This window comes from Kitasatospora sp. NPDC059160 (assembly GCF_042755465.1).
Lineage (GTDB): Bacteria > Actinomycetota > Actinomycetes > Streptomycetales > Streptomycetaceae > Kitasatospora.
Genome location: NZ_JBHZCN010000055.1, coordinates 1 through 20,410, shown reverse-complemented (window position 1 = coordinate 20,410; position 20,410 = coordinate 1). Strand labels below are relative to the sequence as shown.

Below are 20,410 nucleotides of genomic sequence, written 5' to 3'. Positions count from 1 at the left end.
GCCCGTCCGAACCGTCCTGACCTCCCGCTGCGGAGGGGAGTCGCCTCCTGCGCGGGGAGGAGCGGGCCTCCCCCGGGAGAGCGGCCCGTAGGCTCGGCGGAGTGCGCACCGACCGTCAGTCCCGCCCCGCCCGGCGCCGCCGTTGGCCCGCCGTCGCCACCGCTCTGCTGCTGCTCGCGCCCGTCGTGCTCGCTCATCCGGGGGAGCGCGGGGCGGCCCTGCTGCTCGCCCTGACGGCCGCGTTCGCAGCCGCGGTGGCGCTGCTGCCCTGGCCGCTCGGCCGCGTCACGCTCGCCGCCGCGGCGGCCGGCGCGGCCGGGGTCTCGCTGCTGGTCGACCTGGGCTACCCGGGGCCGTACCGGCTGCCCGCGTTCTGGCTGCCGCTGGAATGGCTCGCGCTGCTGGGCGTCCTGTACCGGGTCGTCCGCCGGTTGCCCGAGCGCTGGGCCTGGCCGGTCGGCGGGGTGGTCTCCCTCGCGGCCGTGCTGCTCCCGTTGCGGTTCGTGCTCCGGATGCCGCAGGGCGGTGCGGCCGGGCCGGTGGGCGGCGTGCTGTTCTCGCTGCTGCCGGTGCTCGGGGTGGCCGGGGCGAGCCTCTACCTGCGGGTGCTGGACGTCCGGCGGGAGCGCGCCGTCGAGCGGGCGCGGCGCGAGCAGCGGCTGGACGTCGCCCGCGGGCTGCACGACTTCGTCGCCCACGAGATCACCGGCATCGTGCTGGAGGCCCAGGCCGGCCAGCTCCCGGGCCAGCAGGCGGAGGAGACGGCCGCCCTGTTGCGCCGCCTGGAGGAGGCGGGGCTGCGGGCGCTGGACTCGATGGACGAGATGGTCGGAGCGCTGCGCGAAGGCCGGGCGGCGGCCGGAACCACCCGCCGGGTCGGCCTGGCCGACCTGCCGGAGCTGGTGGAGCGCTTCGGTACGACGGGTGGCCCGCGCGCCACCGTGGAGCTCGCCCCGGAGGCGCTCGGACTGCTCGCCGCCGAGGCCGGGGCCACCGCGTACGCCGTCGTCTTGGAGGCCCTGACCAACGTCCGCCGGCATGCCCCGCAGGCCACCGCGGTGACGGTCCGGGTGGCCGCCGAGCCGGACGGCCGGGCGGTGCGGGTGACCGTCGGCGACACCGGCGGGCCGGCCGCCCGACGGCCCCGGCTGCGCCGCCGCCCGGGCGCGGGCGGTACCGGTCTGGCGGGCCTGACGGCCCGGGCCGCCGCCCACGGGGGCACCCTGACCGCCGGCCCGTCCGGCCCCTCGGGCTGGGAGGTGTGCTGCACCCTGCCGGGGCGGTGACGCGGGGGTACCCCCCGGCTTTCCGGGCGACGGTCGGAGCGCTATGTTGAACACGTTCAAATCATCCGCGGGGTCGTTCTCAGGGGGTAGGGATGAGCGGGTCACTGCCGGCGCAGCCCGGTTTCGCGGCCGAGGCCGCGTTCACCGACCGGCCGAGGGAGCCACGTACCAACCTGGTCCGCGGCCGGGTCCGGCCCAGTGGGCGCGTCCTCGTCGCGCTGGCCGGTGTCGCCTGGGTGCCGTGGGCCGTCGGCGGGGTGTGGTGGGGGGACGGCAACGCCTGGTTCTGGGGCCTGTACGTCGGATTCCTCGGGATGACGGTGCTGCCCCTGGCCGTACCGCGCGAGCCGGGCTTCCGGCGTGCCTGCCTCACGGTCGGCTGGTTGCAGCTCGGCGTCCAGGCCGTGTGCTCGGTGCCGTTCCTGCTGCTCCCGTTGCCGGTGTTCGTCTTCGCCCTCCCGTCCGGCGTCATGCTGCTGCTCACCGGCCGGCGCAACCGCGGCCGGGTGGGGACGGCGTTCGCCGCCCTGCTCCTCGCGGGCCCGCTCGGACTCCTCGCCAACGGCGGGTGGACCCACATCTAGGAGTGCCCGGGGGGTGCCCGGGGGCGCCTGAGCGCGCCCCCGGGCGTGGGCGGGGAGGGTCAGCGCCCCCGGCCGCCGCCGCGCAGGCCGCGCGGGCGGGTGAGGGTGAAGCGGTCGACCGGGACGAGGTCGCCGTACGGGCCGCTCACGGAGTAGTACGTGACGGCGATGCTGGTGCGGCCGCCGCGCTCGCCCGGGTCGACCTCGAAGGCGGCGAAGCCGTACGGGTTCTGGGCGTCGCGGAAGGCGGACCAGGGGGCGTCCTCGATCACGTAGACCGGGGGCCGCTTGCCGGTGGCCTGGTCGACCGGGCCGACGCCGGTGATCACCCGGGCCTTGGGCGGGGTGAAGAAGAGGTGGTTGGAGGGGGCGGAGGTGCCGCCGCCGCCGATGACCATGTGGACGGTGCCCTGGGTGGTGTCGACGGTCTCGGTGCCGGTGGCGACCGGGATCGGGGTGCGGGTGTCGGTGGGCTGCTGGCCGCGGATCGGGTGGGAGCGCTCGTAGTGGTGCTCGTGGCCGCAGACCACCAGGTCGACGCCGTACTTGTCGAACAGCGGCACCCAGGCCTCGCGGACGCCGAGGTCGGCGCCGTTGAACTTGTCGGCGGTGGAGATCACCACCTGGTGCATGCAGACCACGATCCAGTCGATCCCCGGGTCGGCGTTGGCGGCGATCAACTCCCGCTCCAGCCAGCGCTGCTGGGCTCCGCCGGAGTAGCCGTGCACATAGCTGTTGCCGCCGTCCTGGTAGGCGACGTCGTCGTTGTTGAGGCTGATGACGCGCACCGAGCCGGCCGTGAACGCGTACCAGAGGCCGCGCAGTTCGTCGTCGGCGTCGGAGTCCGGGAGGTCGAAGTAGGCCTGGTAGGCGCCGTAGCCGATCGGACCGTTGCCCTTCTCGTTCTCGTGGTTGCCCGCGGCGGGCATCCAGGGGCGGTGGCGGGCCGAGCGGGTGTTGTTCTCGAACCAGTCGGACCAGGTGCGGACCCGGTCGGTGGAGAGGTTGGCGTAGCAGAGGTCCCCGTTGAGCAGGTGGAACAGCGGGGCGACCCGCTCGACCCCGGCGGTGGTGTCGCCCGCGGCCGGGCTGCCGAGGTTGTCGTTGGCGTAGCCGTTGGCGGTCTGCTTGCCGAGGGTGGGGGTGCCCTGGTCGCCGAAGCTGGTGAAGGTGAAGGCGGCCCGGCCGCGCGGGGCGGTGCGGACGGTGCCGAGTTCGGGGGTGGCGCCGTCGTGGACGGCCGCGTACACGTAGTCCGTGTCGGGGTGCAGGTCGCCGATCCGGGCGTGGTGCACCTGGACCTCGGTGCCGGAGTTGGCGTCCCGGTAGGTGCGGGTCTCGGCCTGCTCGGTGCGCCCGAAGCCGCCGTGCGAAGTCCCGTACATCACCCGGGGGTTGGAGACGGACGCGGTGGTGTGCCAGGAGACCGTGACCTCGCGCGAGGCGTCCGAGCCGAACTGCAGGTGCAGTCCGCCGACCCGCGGCGCGCCGGAGCGCTCCGGCCGCTCCCACAGCAGCGGGGAGGCGGCGGCGGGAGTGGCCGCGACGCCGGAGAGGGAGACGGCGCCGCCGAGGCTCAGGCCGGTCGCCCCGGCCAGGAGCCCGCGCCGGCTGACGGAGGGGGTGACGGGCGGACGTCCACTGGAAGCGTTCATGGCGGTCAGCTTCACCGGGCGGAGGTGAACCGCGCCGGACCGGCCGCGTGAACTTTCCCGGCGCCTTCCCCCGCCCTCCCGGCCTACCCGCCGCCCTCCCGTCGTATCCCAGGCTCTTCCGGCCTCTCTCGGTTCCTCCCGGCCCCTCCCGGCCTTTCCCGCCCGCCGGTCGGTGCGGGAGACTGCCCGGTGTGACGAGTGCGAACGGTGAGTGCCCGCGGGTGATCCGGGTGTTGGTCGCGGACGACCAGGAGGCCGTCCGGCGCGGTGTGCGCCGGATCCTCGACGCCCAGCCGGACATCGAGGTGGTGGGCGAGGCCGTGGACGGCGTCGCCGCGCTGGAGCTGGCGGCCCAACTGCGGCCGGACGTCGCCCTGGTGGACATCCGGATGCCGCGACTGGACGGGCTGGAGGTGACGAGGCGGCTGTCCGGCTCGGTGCGGGTGGTGGTGCTGACCACCTTCGACCTGGACGAGTACGTCTACCCGGCGCTGCGGCACGGCGCTTCCGGGTTCCTGTTGAAGCGCTCCGGCCCGGCCCTGCTGGCCGAGGCGGTACGGGCGGCGGCGGACGGGGAGAGCCTGATCAGCCCGTCGGTCACGGTGCGGCTGCTCCAGCACGTGACGGCGCCGCGGCGGCCCGCGCGTCCGGCCGCGGCGGGGGTGGTGGTGCCGCTGACCGAACGGGAGGTGGAGATCGCCGGTCATGTCGCGGCGGGCCGCACCAACGCCGACATCGCGGCCGAACTGTTCATCTCCGCGGGGACGGTGAAGACCCACGTGGCCAGCATCCAGCGCAAGCTGGGCGTGTCGAACCGGGTCGGGATCGCTGTGCACGCCTGGGAGATGGGGTACCCGGTGCCGCGGTAGCGGGCGGCAGGGCGCGAGGGCCGAGGGCGGCAGGGCGCGAGGGCGCGTCCACGGGGCCGAGGGGATGCTCCGTGGACGCGCGGAACCTGCGAGGTGGGGGTGGCCTCCGGACATCCCGTCCTCCGGCCGGTAGTTCGATCGTCGACCGAGGTAGTACCAGCGGCAGACCCTGATCCGTCTCGACCTGTCGCCACTGCCTCCTGCGGTCGAACTTCCTTCAGCTACCTCGCAGGTCCACCTCCCATCATGCGCTTCCTACGAGCCGTGCACCAGGGGTGAACGGTCCGAAATCGGGCGAATTTCGCAAGTCGGGCCCCCGGGGGTCCCGGGGGCCTCGGGGGCCTCGGGGGGAGTGCCTCAGGGCTTCGGCCACCCGTCGACGAAGCTCAGCGTCCGGTGGTACGGCCCGTCCGGCCCGGTGCTGCGGTAGTCCTCGGTGCTGCTGCCGGTCCGGACGGTGCGGTCGCCGTCGTGGCGGGTCGCGGTGGGCCGCAGGGTGTGGTCCACGGTGCTGCGCCCGGTGACGTGGCCGCCGGTCGCGGTGGTGGCCTCGCGGTGGTAGCCGAGGTCCATCGCGGTGTTCTGGTCGGTGTTCCCGGCCGCGTCGTGGGTCACCTTGTAGGTGACGTCCAGCGGTTCGCCCTCGTGCACGGTGGTGGTGCGGTGCGGTCCGCCGCCCCAGGTGGCGGTGGTGCGGGTGAGGTCGGTGCCGTTGTGCAGCGTCACGTCGTTGCCGCTGTCGCGCAGTTGCTGGGCGGAGCTGAACGCGAGGTCGTCGCGGACCTCGGTGGTGATCCGGCCGTGCGAGGTCTGCACCCAGCCGCGGGCCAGGTCGTGCCGGGCGGCGGTGACGGTCCAGTCGCCGCTGCCGCCGCCGTGGTCGGTGAGCCGGGTGGTGACGGCGGCCTCGGGGGCGACCCGGTAGTCGGTGAGCTGCCCGGAGGTGCGGGCGGTGTCGTGGTCGACCTCGGCGAACAGGTTGACCTGGCCGGTCCAGACGTCGTTGCTCTGCGCCTCGGAGGCGTTCACCGCGATGCCGACGCTGTGCGGGCGCCCGTCGAGCAGCAGACCGACGTACGGGGTGAGGTCGAGCCGGTAGGCGGGCAGGTCGAAGGCGAAGATGCCGGGGACCGGCCGCCACAGCAGCGGGTCCCAACCACCGGTGTAGATCACCGGGTACGGCCAGACGGCGCCGGCCACCCGGCCGTCCACGGTCAGCCTCAGTTCGCGGAACGGGCCCTTGCCGCAGGCGCCGATCGACGGGTTCGCGGCGACGAAGGCGTCCGGCGCGGAGGCGTAGGCGAACTCCTCGCAGGCGCCGCCGCCCCGCGCGTACACCTCGGCGGTCAGCCGTTGCAGGTTCTGCGGGAAGGTGAGGTCCTTGGCGGTGCCCGGAGCGGCCTGGGTGAGCGAGAACGCGCCGGTGGTGAGCACCTGGTCGGCGCCGTGGGCGGCGGGCCAGCGGTCGTTCGCGGTGTAGAAGGTCAGGCCGACCGAGACCTTGTAGACGCCGGTGTAGGTGGCGTCGGTGACGTTGGCGAGGTCGAGTGAGAACGGCTGCGGTCCGGCCGCGAACAGCGGGGCGTAGCGGGTGAGATCGCGTTCGACGTTCCACTGGATGCCGTCCGGGGACGGCTCCGGGGTGGAGGACAGCAGGACCTCGACACCGCCGACGCGGACGCTGAACATCCGGTCGAACTGCCGCCCGGCGACCTGCCCGTGGAGGTCGAGGACCACGGCGGACCAGGGGCCGGCGCAGTCGGCGGGCGGGGTGAGGGTGGCGGTGTACGGGGTGTCGGGCGGGTTGCCGTAGCCGTTGCGGAACTCCCGGTCGTGCATCACCTCGACGGTGCAGGAGCGGGTGTCGGGGCGGGTGAGCGGCTTGGTCGCGGTGACCGGGTCGTGGTAGCCGCGGCCGAAGTCGGCGTGGGCCGGGGCGGCGGCGGTCAGGGTGCCGGCGAGGGTGAGGACGGCGGCGCCGAGCAGTCCGGCGAGGCGGCGCAGCGGGCGGCGCGGGGAGCGCCGGGGGAACAGGGCCAAGGTGGGTCCCCGGGGTCGGGCGGCCCGTCGGCGCGCGACGGGCCGGGTGGCTGATCCGGGCATCCTTCCGGCGCTGGCATGTGACCGTCAAGAGTTGCTTTCGGGCCCTCCGGCGGGGCGTCGGTCCGCCCTCCCGGAACGGGGGCGGGCCGTTGCCGCTACCACTCCTCCAGGGCCGCGGCCTCCTGGCGGATCAGGTTGCGCAGCGTCGCCATCGGGGGGCGGCGGTCGTCCGTGCGCCACTGCATCTCCAGCGGCAGGGTGGCCCGGCCGTCCAGCCGTACGGTGGCCACGTCCTCGGTGAGGTGGCCGGTCATCGAGCCGGGCACCAGGGAGAAGGCGCGGTTGCGGGCGAGCAGGTAGAGCCGGGAGCCGACGATCCGCGGCGGGCTGACCAGCACCGGCGGGTCGACGCCGTGCTCCGCGCACAGGCCGAGCACGTGGTCGTAGTACCGGGGGTGCTGCTCGCGCGGCCACAACAGCAGGGGCAGGTCGCGCAGTTCGGCCAGCCGCAGGGTCGTCCGGGCGGCCAGCGGGTGGTCCCGGCCGAGGGCGACCCGGACCGGCTCGTCGGCGATCCGCTCCAGCCGGTAGCCGGGGACGTCCTCCAGGAAGCGGCCGAGGCCGATGTCGGCGAGTTCGCCGGCCAGGGTGGCGGAGACCTGGCCGGTGTCGACGGCGAGTTCGGCGGTGTCGAGCGCGGGCAGCTCCTGTTCGGCCCGGCTGACCACGGCGGGCAGCAGCCGGTTCGCCACGCTCGGGGAGGCGACGATCCGGGCCGTCCCCAGCCGGGACTCCTCGTGCAGCCGGACCCGGGCCAGCATCGCGCCGGCCTGCTCCAGGAGTCTCGCGCTCTCGGTCGCCATCACCTCGCCCGCCTCGGTCAGCGCGACCGAGCGGCGGCTGCGGTCGAACAGCTCGACCCCGACCGTCCGCTCCAGTCGGGCGACCTCCTGGCTGACCGTCGGCTGCGAGATGTGCAGCCGCTCGGCGGCCCGGCCGAAGTGCAGCGTCTCGGCGACGGTCAGGAAGACCTCCAGCTGCCGCAAGGTGAAGCCCATGCGGGTCATCCTAGTGCGAACCAATAGCTGACCGGCTATCGGAAACCCCAGGACTCATTCTGGTTTCCGATCCGAACCGTCCATACGCTGAGCGTCACGTTGCCCCACCGCAGTGGCATCTCACAGGAAGCTCCCGCCATGACCGGACAGCCCGCCAGCACCCCCGCCATCCAGATCTCCGAGGAGGTCGCCCGGGCCGTCGCCGACGGCCGGCCCGTGGTCGCCCTGGAGTCGACGATCTTCACCCACGGCCTGCCGCGACCCCGCAACCTGGCGGTCGCGCTGGAGGCCGAGCAGCAGCTGCGGGCGGCGGGCGTCGTCCCCGCCACCATCGGCGTGCACGCGGGCGTCCCCACCGTCGGCCTGAGCACCGAGCAGATCACCGAACTCGCCGCCACCGACGGCCTGGACAAGGTCAGCCTGCGCGACCTGCCGGTGGTCGCCGCGCTCGGCCGGCACGGCGGCACCACCGTCGCCGCCACCGCCTTCCTCGCCCACCGCGCGGGCGTGCGGGTCTTCTCCACCGGCGGCCTCGGCGGCGTCCACTTCGGTGCCGCCGAGAGCTTCGACGAGTCCGCCGACATGACCACCCTGGCCGCCACCCCGGTCACCGTGATCAGCGCCGGGGTGAAGTCGATCCTCGACATCCGGGCCACCCTGGAGCGCTTCGAGACCCTCAACATCCCGGTCATCGGCTACCGCACCACCAAGTACCCCGGCTTCTACGTCACCGACTCCGGCCACGAGATCAACTTCGCCGTGCAGTCCGCGGCGGAGGCGGCCGCGGTGATCGACGCCCGCGACCGGCTCGACCTGCCGCAGGCCGTGCTGATCGCCAACCCGGTCGACCCGGCCAAGCAGCTGCCGCCGGAGGAGCTGGACGGCATCCTGGCCCGCGCCTGGGCCGAGGCCGAGCGCCGGGGCATCACCGGCAACGCCTCCACCCCGTTCCTGCTCGACCACATCCAGCGCGACACCGGCGGGCGCAGCCTGGAGGTCAACGTCGAGGTCTACCGCGGCAACGTCCGCCTGGGCGGGGAGATCGCGGTGGCGCTGGCGGCCCTGGGGGGTGGGGCCGGTGGGGTCGACCGGGCCGGTAGGTCTGCTGGGGCCGGCCGGGCCGACGGGTCCGCCGCCGCGACCGCCGGGGCCTGACCCGTGCTCGGGGTGCTCGGCGACCTCGTCGAGGACATCGTGGTCTGGGTCGACGGGCCGCTGCGCCACGGCACCGACTCCGGCGCCCAGGTCTTCCGGCGGCGCGGCGGCAGCGCGGCCAACGTCGCCTGCTTCGCCGCCGGACAGTACCCGGCCCGCTTCCTCGGCTGCGTCGGCGCGGACGCCATCGGGGACGGCATCGTGGCCGAACTCGGCGGCCACGGCGTGGACGTCCGGGTGCAGCGGCACGGTCGGACCGGCAGCATCGTGGTGCTGATCGACCGCGACGGCGAACGGACCATGCTGCCCGACCGCGGCGCCGCCAAGCTGCTGGAACGTGTCCCGGACGACTGGTTGGGCGGACTGACCCACCTGCACGTGCCCGCCTACTCCTTCGACGGCGAGCCGGTCGGCCGGACGGCGGTCGACGCGCTCGACCGGGTCCGGGAGGCGGGCGGCACCACCTCGGTGGACGCCTCCTCCACCGGGATGCTGGAGCAGTACGGGCGGGAGCGCTTCCTGGCCCTGCTGGCCGAGTTGGCGCCCACCTTCGTGTTCGCCAACCGCTCCGAGTCCGCCTACCTCGGGCTGCTGGTGGACGGCCTGCCCGGGCCGGAGCGGGCCCGGCTGGCGGCCTCGACGGTGGTCACCAAGGCGGGTGCCGAGCCGACCACCGTGGACGTGCCGGGGGACGGGCTGTTCACCGTGCCGGTGCCGCCGGTCGCCGAGGTGCGGGACCTCACCGGGGCCGGGGACGCCTTCGCGGCGGGCTTCCTGGCCGGGTTCCTGGACACCGGGGACCTCCACCTGGCGGCCGGGCTCGGGCACCGCAGCGCGGCGCGGGTGCTGGCCTCGCCGGGGGCTTCGACCGGGGGAATCGACCGGGGGGTGTGAGGGCGGGGGTAGGAGGGCGGGGGTAGGAGGGCGGGGGTAGGAGGGTGGGGCACTGCGGGCTCGGCAACTACGGAAGTAGTGCGGGGCACTACTTCCGTAGTGCGTCCTTGCGGAGGAACTGCTTCAACCGTTGCCACGTCCAGGCGTTGACCACGTCGTCGACGGTGAGCCACCCGCGCTGCGCCGTGCCGATGCCGAAGCGCGGGTAGCCGAGCTGGCCGGTGGCGTGGGCGTCGCTGTCGACCGCGAAGCGCACACCGTGCCGCTTGGCCCGCAGCACGTCCTCGTCCCGCAGGTCGAGCCGCTGCGGGGAGCTGTTGATCTCGATCGCGGTGCCGGTGCGGGCGGCGGCCGCGAACACCGCGTCCAGGTCGACGTCGATCGGCCCGCGCCTGCCGATCCGCCGGGTGGTGAGGTGGCCGATGACATGGACGTACGGGTTCTCGCAGGCCCGGACCAGCCGGCGGGTCTGGGCGGCGCGGTCCAGGGTGAAGTGCGAGTGGACGGAGGCCACGCAGACGTCGAAGCCGGCCAGGAACTCGGGCGGCCAGTCCACCCCGCCGTCCGGGCCGATGTTCAGCTCGGTGCCGTGCAGCAGGCGCAACTTCTTGTGACGGTCGGCGAGTCGGCGCAGCTCCTCGCGCTGGGCCAGCATCTTCTCGTCCGTCATCCGCTGCATCACCAGGTCCGGCGCGTGGTCGGTGACGGCGTAGTAGGAGTAGCCGCGGGCCGCCGCCGTGTCGACCATCTCGGTGAGGGTGGCCAGGCCGTCGGTCAGGTCGGTGTGGGTGTGGAGGTCGCCGCGCAGGTCCGACTCCTTGATCAGCTCCGGGAGTTCACCGTTCAACGCGGCCTCGATCTCGCCCCGGTCCTCGCGCAGCGGCGGCGGGATCCAGGGCAGCCCGAGCGCCGCGTACACCTCCTCCTCGGTCGCGGACACCACCTTGGCGCCCTCCTCCTTCTTCCTCGGAGCCTTTCCGTTCCCCGGGCCCTTTCCGTTCCCCGGGCCCTTGCCGGTGTCGCCGGCGGCCTCGAACAGCCCGTACTCGGAGAGCTTGAGGCCGGCCCGCACCGCCCTCGTGCGCAGCTTGATGTTGTGCGCCTTCGACCCGGTGAAGTAGACCAGCGCGGCGCCCCAGTCCTCCTCGGGCACGACCCGCAGGTCCACCTGGATCCCCCCGGTGGTGCGGACCGAGGTCTTGGTCGGCCCGCTGCCGATCACCTCGGCCACGTACGGGAGTTCGGTGAGCGCGGCCATCAGCGGGGCCGAGTCGGCGGCGGTCGCCAGCACGTCGATGTCGCCCACCGTCTCGCGCATCCGGCGCAGCGAACCCGCGTACGCGCAGCGGGTGCAGCCGGGAACGGCGGACAGCGCCTCGACCAGCTGCTCGGCCAGCTCGGTGGCGGCGTCGAGCAGGGTCCGGCCGCCGGACTGCCGCATCAGCTCGATGCCGTGCAGGATCTTCTCGCCGCTGCGCTCGCCGAAGCCCGCCACGCCGGACAGCCGGTCGGCGCGGATCGCGTCGGCGAGTTCGTCCACCGAGCCGATCCCGAGGTCCCGGTAGAGGGAGAGGGCGCGCTTGGGGCCGACGCTGGGGACGGCCATCATCTCCCGTACGCCGGACGGGATCTCGGCGCGCAGGGCCTCCAGCGCGGAGATCCTCCCGCCGGCGAGGTACTCGGCGATCTTCTCGGCGGTGGACCTGCCGACGCCGGGGATCTGCTGGAGTCCCTTGACGTCCAGACCGGCCAGGTCCTCGGGGTGGCCGCCGACGGCCCGGGCGGCCTTCTCGTAGGCGCGGGCCCGGAAGGCGTCCCCGCCGGTGATGTTGATCAGGTCGGCGTACTCCTGGAGCAGCTCCCTGACCTGGTCGTTGAGCCGGGGCATGGGGCAAGTCTAGGTTCGGAGCGCGCCGTTCGCCGTGCGGTGGGCGCCCGGGGGCGGTCGGGGGTGGCGGTGGCGGTGGCGGTGGCGGTCGCCGGGAGTGTGGCTGGGGCGGTGGCCGGGGCGTGGCTCAGTCGTAGGCGACCCCGAGGAGCAGGACGACGGTCATGCCGCCACCGGGGGTCGGTTCCACCGCGAGCCGGCCGCCGGCCGCCAGCACCAGGCTGTGCAACGCCGGTCCCACCGGTCCGGTGCTCCGCACGCCCGCCAGCAGCCACTCGCGGGCCTCGGGCGGCTCGTACGAACCGCGGTCGGATATTCGTATCTCCACTCGCTCCCGGCCGTGCCCGGTCGTGCCGTGTCCGGTCACGCCGTGGCCGGTTGCGGTGCGCCCGGTCGCGGTGCGCGGTGCCGACGGGCCCGAGCGCTTGACGTCCGCGCGGACCAGCACCCGGCCGCCCAACGGGCTGCGCCGGATCGCGTGGTCCAGCAGCCCGGCGATCGCGGCCTCCATCCGGCGGGCGTCCCCGGCCACCACCGGCAGGCCCGGCGCCAGCCGCAACGTGACCGCCGCCGCCCGGCCGCCGCCGCGCACCACCCGGCGGACCACCTCGGAGACCTGCACGTGCCGCGCCTGGGGCTCGCACCCGGCCTGGCGGCCGGTCCAGCTCAGCCGGTCCAGCTCCGTACGGGACAGCGGCCGGGGGCCGGCCATCGAGATCGGCGGATACGGGCCGAGTCCCTCCGCAGTGCCCCCGCCGCCCTTGCGTTCGGCGCCGCCCGCGCCGTTCGCGCCGCCGAGCGCGCCGAGCGCCCGGGCCCCCGACGCGACGTAGCCCCAGAGCTTCCCGCGTGCCATTGCCCTGCCCCTCGTGCCTGACCGACGGCCGTCATCTGTTCCGCGGCCGACCGGGGCGGGCCGCTTCCCTGGCCCTCCTGCCAGCCTGCGCCTACTCCGCCCGGGTGACAATCCGGCTCCGGGACGCGAACGGCTGCGGGGACCCCGCCGAGCGGGGGGTGGCGGGGGCGCCGAGTGGCGGGGGCCGCTGCGCGGGGCTTTGGTTCGGGGGTGGGCTCTCGGGAGGGTGGGTGACGCCGGGGGCGGTTCCGGGGGTGGCAGCTCCGGGGGCTGGATGATTTTCCGACCGCCGACCCTCATCGAGGGGGGTTGAGACCGTTGGCGGTCTGAAAATCATCCGCAACGCCCCCTTCCGCAGCCACCCCCTCCACCGCCCCCTCCCGCAGCGCGTCCCTCTCGCCTGGGTCAGGTGAGGGGGAGGTGGGTGGTTGGTGTGGGTGGGTGGGTGCCGGTGGGTCTCGGTGGGTGTCCGGACCAGTGGAGGAGGAGCAGGCTGGCGAGGGCGGCGAGGGCGCACCAGGTGGAGATGAAGGCGAACCTCCAGAGCAGGGCGCAGGCGAGGGCGCCCGCTGCCGTGAGGAGGCCGAGGCGGCGGAGCAGGTGGTCGGCGCTGAGGAGGAGGGAGCCGACGGTGGTGAGGAGGTAGCCGGTGAGCAGCAGGGCGGGGTGCGGGACGCCGGTTCCGTAGCCGAGGGTGTGGCCGTGCCGGGTGGCTGTCACCGGGTGGGTGGCGACGGCGACCGCGAGCGGTACCGCCACCGCTGCACCGAGCAGGGCGAGGAGGGCGAGCAGCCGGCGACGGGCGGGGGTGGCGGGGTGACCGGGTTCGCGGGCCGCGCACCACACCCCGGCCGGCACCAGGGCGGGCAGCAGCGGCAGGGCGATCACCGCCCAGGCGGTGCGGGCCGCCCCGGCGGGGCCGGCGGGCAGCTCGCCGTCCGTGCCGAGCCAGACCAGGGATTCGACGAGCTGGTGCACGCCGAGTACCAGCGGGAGCGCGGCGAGCGGCAGGCGCTGCGGTCGCCCGGACCGTCGGGCGCGGACCAGGCAGGCCACGCCGACGCCCGCGACCACCGTGCCGGCCACGGCGTCCGCCTGGGCGCTCCAGCACATCGGTGGGCCTACTCGGCTCTGCGGTCGGGGTCGGGGTCGGGGGCGGCATTGGTGTCGCTGGTGTCGCTCTCGGCGCTGCCGGGTCGGTCCTCGGGTGGCGCGCCGATGGACTCCAGGGTCTCGCGGACGCTGCCGGGCATCGCGGGGTGCCGTCCGATCACGATCACCCCGATCACGATCGCGACCAGCCCGGCCGTCTGCCAGGCCAGTGCGCCCGGGGTCACCCGCAGGCGGTCGCCGAGGAAGCCGACCGCGCAGGCGATCCCGGACAGCGGCTGGGCGGCGGTCAGCGCGGGGAGGGACATCCGCAGCGGGGCGGCCTCGAAGGCGCTCTGCACCAGCAGCAGCCCGACCACGCCCGCCACCACCACCGCGTACGGCTGCCAGGTGCGCAGCACCACCGCCAGCCCGTCGTGGTCGAGGCGTTGGGTGGTGGTGCGGGTGAGCGCGTCCTGGAGGCCGTAGAGGAGTCCGGCGGCGAGGGCCAGCAGGGTGGCCTCCTCGAACAGCGGCAGCCGTCGGGCGAGGGTGACCAGCAGCAGGGTCAGCCCGACCACCGTGCCGACCACCAGCCAGTGGCGCAGCTCCCCGGCGGGCGGACCGCCGCCGGTGGGCCGCCCGGCCACGATGAACGCCGTCACCCCCAGGCCGAGCAGCAGCACCCCGGCCCAGCCGGAGCGGCCGAGGGTCTGACGGGTCAGCACCCGGGACAGCGCCATGGCGAAGATCAGGTTGGTCGCCAGCAGCGGCTCGACCAGGGACACCTCGCCCTGGTTGAGCGCGAGCGCGGACAGCAGCAGGCCGCTGACCATGAACCCGGTGCCGAGCAGCCACTCCGGCATCCGCATCAGGTCCAGCAGCAGGCGCCAGTGCAGCATGTCGGCACGGGGGGCCCGCTGCGCCGCGTGCTGCTGGAGGACGAAGCCGAGTCCCAGACAGCAGGCCGCGCTCAGAGCGAGGAGGAAGACCGCCACGGAGGGACCACCAGGTTGTCGCTGCCCCGCGCCGCGCCGGCGGTTCCGGGGGAGGGACGGCGATCGCGGCGCGCTTGTGTCAGCGTACCGCCGGGGCGGCGGCCGGGCCGAGCGGGCGCGGCGCCGGGCACCGCCCGTGGCCACGGGCCCGCGCTTGCCGCCACGGGCCCGCGCTTGCCGCCACCGGCGGGGCGGGCGCACGCTGGTGTGAGCGGCCGCCACGGGCCCACCGCCCGGGTCGGCCGGGACCGGCGCGACGGGGGCCTGCGCCAGGAGGTGTGGCATGCACAACCAGTGGGACGTGGAGCTCAGCTTCGACGAAGACGGCGTGCACACGGTGTGCGACGCCAGGTTGACGGGCGCGCGGGCGCCGGGCCTGAGCGCGCACGGCGAGGCCGAGAAGAGCGCGGAGGACCGCCCGCTCGCCAGGATCGGCGAGGAGGTCGCGGCCTCCCGGGCCCTGGAGGAACTGTCCCGCAAGCTGCGGGCCCAGGCCACCGGGGAGATCGACGACGAGGGACACCGCCCGGGCTACCTCATCTACTGAACCCGCGTACGCCGAACCCGGCACGGGCCGCCCGGGCGGTTGCGGAACGTCGTCCCGGCCGGTCAGGTCCGAGCCGGCCGTCGGGGCCGTGCCCCCATGCCCGTGCCCACCGGGGCGGCTGATCGCCATCGCCAAGTAGCATGTGGGGAGCGGGACTTGGATGACGGGCCGGCCACTGGGCGTCGGGGTGCCCTCCCCGGGCTACCGGATCGGCGCCTCGGTGCGGCACAGCCGTTCGGCGGCAGAGCGGACCCCCTCCATCCAAGCGCGGTACTGCTCGGTCGGGCCTTCCACGCGGACGTCCATCAGGTACTCGGGCCCGATGGCGTCGATGAACGCCTCCTCCGCCTCGGTGTCCCCCCTCATGGCGAGGAACCAGACCTCTCCCGCCACCGTGGCCGGTGCGAGCTCCCCAGCCGCCAGCAGGCCCGCCAGGTGGTGGATCAGGCAGCGGTCGGCCGTCCGCTCGTCCGGCAGGGCCTTGCCGAGCTCCGCCAACGCCTCGCGGAAGACCTCGGCGGTGTCGTCGTTCGGGGCCCGGCCGGCGAGGTCCCGCAGGGCAGGGGAGTCGAAACCGGCGACGAGCAGGTGGGCGGCGGCCATCGGCAGCTCCGCGGGCTCGACGCGGCCCGCGACGTACTGCCAGGTCAGAGTGGTCAGCTGGTCCATCCGGACATTCTGCCCACGGCCGTCAGCCGCGCCACCAGGAGGCCCGGATTCCGGCATCGGCTCGATGGTGCCCGCAGGCCCCCCAGGGCGTGGTCCCCGTCCCGGCCGGGTCGATGCGCAGCGCGAACGGTGCTCCCCACCAAGTGCGGGGAGGACGGCTGAGGACCCCCTGTCACCGGCGCCCGGTCCTCCGTACGATGCCGTGCGTGATCAAGGAAACGTCTGCCCGGCAGCCCCGGGGACCACAGCTGTCCGACGGGTCTCCCGTCGACCGCGCCGACCGTGCGGCGAACCGTCGAGGACGGCGATGAGGGCCGTCGTCTCGCCACCGCGGCCGCTGGACGTCACCTCGGTCTTCCCCGAGCTCGCCGCCCATGCGAGGACGGCGGTCCGGCTGCACCCCGTACCGGCGGTCCCGGGCCCGGGCGACAGCTCCGTGGGAGGGGCGCCGGCCTGGCCTGCGGACGAGGCATGGCCGACCTGCCCGGGTGGGCGTCATCCGAGGCACCGGCAGCCCCACCGTCCGGCCAACGTCCGGGGCGAGCGCTCGACCAGGTTCGCCTACCACGGTGAGATCACCTGGGACGGGATACCCGCGGACACGTCGTGGCCGTTGCTGCCCGTACTGCAGGTGTATGCGCGTGACGTGCCGGGGTACGACGGCTTCCCGGAGGGTACGGACGTCCTCCAGATCCTGTGGTGCCCGTTCCAGCACGTCTACGACGACCCGACGGCCCCCCGCAACGGAGTCGCCGGCCCGTGGGTCCAGGTCCGCTACCGCAGTACGGGCGACCTGGGGGAGCGCTTCCTGACGCCGCCGGAGCCGGTGGCCGTCGGCGAGCCCGGCTACCTGCCGACCCCGTGCCTGCTGCGGCCGGAGCCGGTGACCGAGTACCCGCACCCGGGCCTCCTGGGCGAGGGGTTCGAGGACCGGGTCGAGGCGTGGGAGACGGCGACCTTCGGCGACCCCGACGACCCCGAGGAGTACGACCCCCGCTACTCCTGGGACCTCTCGACGGCCCCGGGCTGGAAGCTCGGAGGCCACGAACCCTGGAACCACCAGGGCTACCACGGACCGCTGCGGTGCGGCGCCTGCGACAGCGCGATGCGCTTCGTCGCGGCGATCGCGACCGACGAGTGGGACGGGGGCACCCGGAGCTGGGCGCCCCTCGGTCACCTCGAAGGCGCTCCCAGCGAGCAGCGCCGGAACCAGAGGCCGACCGACGTCGTCCTCGGGGGGCGGGAGACCATGCGCGTCCTCGACTGCCCCGTCTCCACGCACCACCCGGTCGTCAGCGACCTGATGTAGCCGACGGGCCCGCCGTGCCGTGGCCCGATCCGCCGCGGCCCCCGGCACCGGACGGTCGGACCGGCGGGCCGCGTCCGAGGCGGACAGTCGCAGGAACGAGCGGGATGCGCGGTGTCAACCGCCAGCGGCACGGTACGCCGTCACGGCGGCGGCGAGGACCTGCTCCGTGTCCGGTGACGCCTTCTGGCCGGGCACCTGCTGCACCATGAGGATCACATCGCCCATGCGAACGAATGCAGTCTCCCCGACATACGGGTCCGGATCGCTGGGGAACGCCGACGTGGTGTGCAGCAGCAGGCTGTCGTCGGCCGGCATCTGGGCCGCTGTGACGGACGCGGTCTCCTGGAGCCGAGTACCGTCCGCGAGTGTCCTGGTGTAGTTCGCGCATCCCCGGACGACACTGCGGATGGCGTCCATGACCGCGGCCGCCTGCCCGGGCCCGTACCGGTCGAGCGACTCCTGGCCGAACCAGCCGAGGTCGTCGTCGCCGACCGGTGTCCGTTCCACTCCCACCGCTACGTCCTCCGCAGGTGGGGCGTGGGCTGTCATGAAGGACGTGACGCCGAGCTCGGAGCACGGCATCGACGCGATCGAGACGGTTGACGGGGTGTGCGAGGCCCCGGTCGTCGTCAGGTTGACTTCCTCCGTGAGGAGTTGGAAACCGCCGGGAAGCCGGTCCCGAGTGAGTAGGTCGCTCCGCAGCCGGTCCGGGGACGCACGTTCGGAGCCCCCGCCGACACTGGCCTTCGGACGGGCTTGCGGCTCGGCCGAGCACGCGGATACACCGAGAATCGCCAGGGCAACCCCGGCCACCGCCACATGACGGGTACGCACTGACCCACCCCCTAGGATTCGTGATCGCCCCGTACCCTCCCACACGGACACCCCACGGCTCCGACGTCCCCGGGCGACGACGCCCTCAAGAGCCTGGCCGAGAGACATGTCTCGACGGGCACCGGTCAACGTCGCAGGAGCGCGGCCGTACCTCTGTGCGGCCGGCTCGGACCGTTCCGGAGTCCGTCAGGGGGATGTCGCACCGGACGGACGGACAGGGCTCTCGTCGGCAACCCTGTCCGGACCCGCCCAGAGCTACGCCCGTCGGGAACCCGCCCGGGTGCGAGACCGCCGAGCGGCTCCTCCCCACTGCTGCCGGGGAGGAGCCGCCCTCACGCGCGGGCTAGAAGCGGCCGCGGATCTGCATGCCGGTGTCGGTCTCCGGGTAGTTCAGCGCGTCGTACACCTTGTGGCCGGAGTCGCGGGCCCCACCGGCCCAGCTGACCGCGCCCTTGTCGGTGACCTTGGCCGCGACGCCGCCCCAGTACTTCGCCTCACGGTCCCACTGGACGTCCGTCAGGAGGGCGTCGAGCGTGACGCCCTCGGGCAACGGGTCGGCGGACCAGGACATGGTGCGGTTCATGGTCGCGCCGAGTCCTGCCACGACCGCGGGTGCGGTGATGGCGGTCTTGGCGTGGAAGAGCTCGGCGTTCTCCGCCAGGAAGGTGCCGACCGTCTCCATGATCTCGCGCTGGACGACGGCCTGGTCGGGGCGGTCGTTGTTCCCGTCGGCGGGGATGTCCTCGTACTCGATACCCGTCGAGGCGGCATGGATGCCGGCCTTGCCGAGCATGGCCGTGGAGATGAGGGTCCGCAGGACGGACATCGTCATCCACTCGGGAGCCTTGTCCGACACCTGGCGCTTGCCGGTGAGGATCAGGCCGGACAGCGGGACCGTGGTCTCGCCGGCCGGCACCTTGAGCGACTCCATCAGCTTGCGCGTCACCGTGGTGCCGAAGTCGCGGCCGTCCATCGACATGGCCAGGGACTTGTCGACCGGAACGCCCTTGAGGTTGCGGTCGTGGAAGATCTGCCGGGCGGCCATGACGCTGATCCCGTGGAAGATCTCGACGGAGAGCTTCATCTCGCCGAAGTCGAAGTCCTCCAAGCCGTACGCCGCCTGGTTCTTCCTGATCCGGTGCAGCGCCGTGACCTGGGTCTCGGCGTCGAGGGCGATCAGGCCGTCACGGATCGGCAGGTGCCAGACGCCGTTCTCGTCCGGCGCCAGAGGACGCGGGGACCAGAGGGTGATCTGCGGAACCGACCAGGCGCTGTCGAAGTCCCCCCGCAGGCCGGCCGCGATGTAGTCCGCGTACTCGCCGACGTTCTTCGCCTTCTTGCTGGCCGCAGTGCCGATGGGCCGCTGCACCTCGGCGCGCATGCGGGCGTAGGGGTCGACCTCGTAGCCGGCCTTCGCGGCGCGCTTGGCGTCCTCCTCGACCTTCGCCGGGTCGTTGACGAGGTGGAGCAGGTTCTCCCCGTCGATGACCGCGTTGGCCATGACCCCTTCGCGGACGACCAGGAGCTTGATCGGGAAGCCGGTGGTGACCGGCTTCGGGAACGTGGCTATGGACACACTCTCTCCCTTTGCAGCGCACTGCTTTGACGCTGCGTCATGTCAGGGGAAGGTGTCCGATGGCATACCAACGGTCAACTGAGGTGGAGGATCTGCTCGATGACGCAGCATACAGGTGAGGGAGGAGCTGCTGCGGTGGGAAGGATCCCCTCGATGAGGTAGCTGCGGGCCGCAGTTCCCTGCCAGGCGGGCGTCCGCGGAACGCACCGCCCCCACGGGTGCGGCGAGGGCGCAGAGGCAACGGGCAGTCCGCCACCCTGCTACGACGTCGGCACGACCGTCAGGCGCGCAGGGGGGAGCAGCATCGAACGCGGCCGGGCCCGAACCTGACGAGGGTCGTGGGAGATTGCGGTTACGACTCCACCGGTCAGGTCGCGGTGGGGATGTGGCGTGCTGCTGCGAGCTTGGCCAGCGTCCGAAGTCTCGCGAAGTAGGAAGCGCAGTACTCCGAGTTGATCAGGGGCACGACCTTGTCGAGGCCGGCGATGCACGCCCAGAGCACGGCGATGCCACTGTCGTCGAGCCCACCGTCCAACTCTTGCCGGACGAGGCCGGCGACGTCGGCGTCCAGGAGGATCAGCTCCACGCCCTCGATGTCCACGCCGCGGAAGCCGTCGGGGTACAGGGCGCACCGGTGTTCCTCCCACAGCCGGGCGAGTCGGCCCTCAGGCTGTGCCTGGCCTGTGTCGACGGCTGCCGCTTCTGCCGTGGATGGGGGCGGAGAAGCAGGGAGACGGCATCGAAGACGGCACGCACCAGGGCGATGGCCCTGGCCGGGCAGCGGTAGCGGGGTGTTCACCGGTGCAGTCTTGTCATTCGGAAGCTCTCGGTGCCAACGGATTTATCCGGGGCGGTCGGCAGCCCGGTGCCGCACGTCGCTACCGGCCCGCTCCTCCCTACCTAGTCCCCTCTCTTCGCTGCCAGGCGTCCCTGGCAGCACAGCTGCATCGATGACCTGCTGACACTGTCACCTGCGGCAGAACCCGGTTCAGGTGGCCCATCGGCCTAGGTTCTGTCCGGCGGATCATGGTCGGAGCCAGAGGCGGATCGCTGCGACGGTGACCGTGCCATGGAAGACGTAGGCCCGCTTGTCGTAGCGG

The 20,410-nt window shown here is 73.8% G+C and carries 18 protein-coding genes; 7 read left to right on the top strand and 11 right to left on the bottom strand.

The window, feature by feature from the left end; all coding sequences use genetic code 11:
• Positions 1-101: 101 nt before the first annotated feature.
• Both ACFXOZ_RS23400 and ACFXOZ_RS23395 read left to right on the top strand, forming a co-directional pair.
• Positions 102-1,286, top strand: a complete 1,185-nt coding sequence (locus ACFXOZ_RS23400) for a sensor histidine kinase (protein WP_380592439.1) — start codon at positions 102-104, stop codon at positions 1,284-1,286.
• A 92-nt stretch (positions 1,287-1,378) separates the two neighbouring features.
• Entirely contained in the window at positions 1,379-1,870 is a 492-nt protein-coding gene (locus ACFXOZ_RS23395) for a hypothetical protein (protein ID WP_380592437.1), read from the top strand.
• Positions 1,871-1,929: 59 nt separating this feature from the next.
• On the opposite strand, the gene ACFXOZ_RS23390 is transcribed toward ACFXOZ_RS23395, so the two are convergent.
• Entirely contained in the window at positions 1,930-3,525 is a 1,596-nt protein-coding gene (locus tag ACFXOZ_RS23390) for a purple acid phosphatase family protein (RefSeq protein ID WP_380592435.1), read from the bottom strand.
• A 191-nt stretch (positions 3,526-3,716) separates the two neighbouring features.
• Between ACFXOZ_RS23390 and ACFXOZ_RS23385 the strand changes: the two genes are divergently transcribed.
• Complete coding sequence (locus ACFXOZ_RS23385; protein WP_375893646.1) at positions 3,717-4,394, top strand: response regulator; 678 nt, start codon at positions 3,717-3,719, stop codon at positions 4,392-4,394.
• A gap of 357 nt (positions 4,395-4,751) precedes the next feature.
• Here ACFXOZ_RS23385 and ACFXOZ_RS23380 read toward each other — a convergent pair whose 3' ends face one another.
• Both ACFXOZ_RS23380 and ACFXOZ_RS23375 read right to left on the bottom strand, forming a co-directional pair.
• A complete protein-coding gene (locus ACFXOZ_RS23380; protein ID WP_380592433.1) occupies positions 4,752-6,434 on the bottom strand; it encodes a peptide-N4-asparagine amidase in 1,683 nt (560 codons plus the stop codon).
• A 158-nt stretch (positions 6,435-6,592) separates the two neighbouring features.
• Positions 6,593-7,495: a LysR substrate-binding domain-containing protein gene (locus tag ACFXOZ_RS23375; RefSeq protein WP_380526610.1), complete on the bottom strand. Its 903-nt coding sequence runs from the start codon at positions 7,493-7,495 to the stop codon at positions 6,593-6,595.
• Between the two features lie 138 nt (positions 7,496-7,633).
• Between ACFXOZ_RS23375 and ACFXOZ_RS23370 the strand changes: the two genes are divergently transcribed.
• Positions 7,634-8,650 (top strand): pseudouridine-5'-phosphate glycosidase, encoded by a 1,017-nt coding sequence (locus ACFXOZ_RS23370; RefSeq protein WP_380592431.1) that lies wholly within the window; start codon positions 7,634-7,636, stop codon positions 8,648-8,650.
• 3 nt (positions 8,651-8,653) lie between these two features.
• Entirely contained in the window at positions 8,654-9,544 is an 891-nt protein-coding gene (locus tag ACFXOZ_RS23365) for a carbohydrate kinase family protein (protein ID WP_380526608.1), read from the top strand.
• An 88-nt stretch (positions 9,545-9,632) separates the two neighbouring features.
• Here the strand turns inward: ACFXOZ_RS23365 and ACFXOZ_RS23360 are convergent, their stop codons facing one another.
• From ACFXOZ_RS23360 to ACFXOZ_RS23345, 4 genes are all read right to left on the bottom strand, one after another.
• Positions 9,633-11,432: a helix-hairpin-helix domain-containing protein gene (locus ACFXOZ_RS23360; protein ID WP_380592429.1), complete on the bottom strand. Its 1,800-nt coding sequence runs from the start codon at positions 11,430-11,432 to the stop codon at positions 9,633-9,635.
• A 127-nt stretch (positions 11,433-11,559) separates the two neighbouring features.
• A complete protein-coding gene (locus tag ACFXOZ_RS23355) occupies positions 11,560-12,288 on the bottom strand; it encodes a hypothetical protein (protein WP_380592427.1) in 729 nt (242 codons plus the stop codon).
• 405 nt (positions 12,289-12,693) lie between these two features.
• Entirely contained in the window at positions 12,694-13,401 is a 708-nt protein-coding gene (locus tag ACFXOZ_RS23350) for a DUF6629 family protein (RefSeq protein ID WP_380592425.1), read from the bottom strand.
• Positions 13,402-13,409: 8 nt separating this feature from the next.
• The gene (locus ACFXOZ_RS23345; RefSeq protein WP_380592424.1) at positions 13,410-14,375 is read right to left on the bottom strand and encodes a DMT family transporter; all 966 of its coding nucleotides are present in this window, start codon (positions 14,373-14,375) and stop codon (positions 13,410-13,412) included.
• Positions 14,376-14,658: 283 nt separating this feature from the next.
• Between ACFXOZ_RS23345 and ACFXOZ_RS23340 the strand changes: the two genes are divergently transcribed.
• Positions 14,659-14,922: a dsRBD fold-containing protein gene (locus ACFXOZ_RS23340; RefSeq protein ID WP_363437335.1), complete on the top strand. Its 264-nt coding sequence runs from the start codon at positions 14,659-14,661 to the stop codon at positions 14,920-14,922.
• 201 nt (positions 14,923-15,123) lie between these two features.
• On the opposite strand, the gene ACFXOZ_RS23335 is transcribed toward ACFXOZ_RS23340, so the two are convergent.
• Positions 15,124-15,591, bottom strand: a complete 468-nt coding sequence (locus ACFXOZ_RS23335; RefSeq protein ID WP_380592422.1) for a hypothetical protein — start codon at positions 15,589-15,591, stop codon at positions 15,124-15,126.
• 307 nt (positions 15,592-15,898) lie between these two features.
• On the opposite strand from ACFXOZ_RS23335, the gene ACFXOZ_RS23330 reads away from it, so the two are divergent.
• A complete protein-coding gene (locus ACFXOZ_RS23330; protein WP_380592420.1) occupies positions 15,899-16,900 on the top strand; it encodes a hypothetical protein in 1,002 nt (333 codons plus the stop codon).
• Between the two features lie 114 nt (positions 16,901-17,014).
• Here the strand turns inward: ACFXOZ_RS23330 and ACFXOZ_RS23325 are convergent, their stop codons facing one another.
• The 3 genes from ACFXOZ_RS23325 to ACFXOZ_RS23315 form a co-directional block, all read right to left on the bottom strand.
• On the bottom strand, positions 17,015-17,407 hold the full coding sequence (locus ACFXOZ_RS23325) for a hypothetical protein (RefSeq protein WP_380526598.1): 393 nt from the start codon (positions 17,405-17,407) through the stop codon (positions 17,015-17,017).
• A gap of 670 nt (positions 17,408-18,077) precedes the next feature.
• Positions 18,078-19,310 (bottom strand): DNA sulfur modification protein DndB, encoded by a 1,233-nt coding sequence (locus tag ACFXOZ_RS23320; protein WP_380526597.1) that lies wholly within the window; start codon positions 19,308-19,310, stop codon positions 18,078-18,080.
• A gap of 367 nt (positions 19,311-19,677) precedes the next feature.
• Complete coding sequence (locus ACFXOZ_RS23315) at positions 19,678-19,911, bottom strand: hypothetical protein (RefSeq protein ID WP_380592418.1); 234 nt, start codon at positions 19,909-19,911, stop codon at positions 19,678-19,680.
• Positions 19,912-20,410 lie beyond the last annotated feature (499 nt).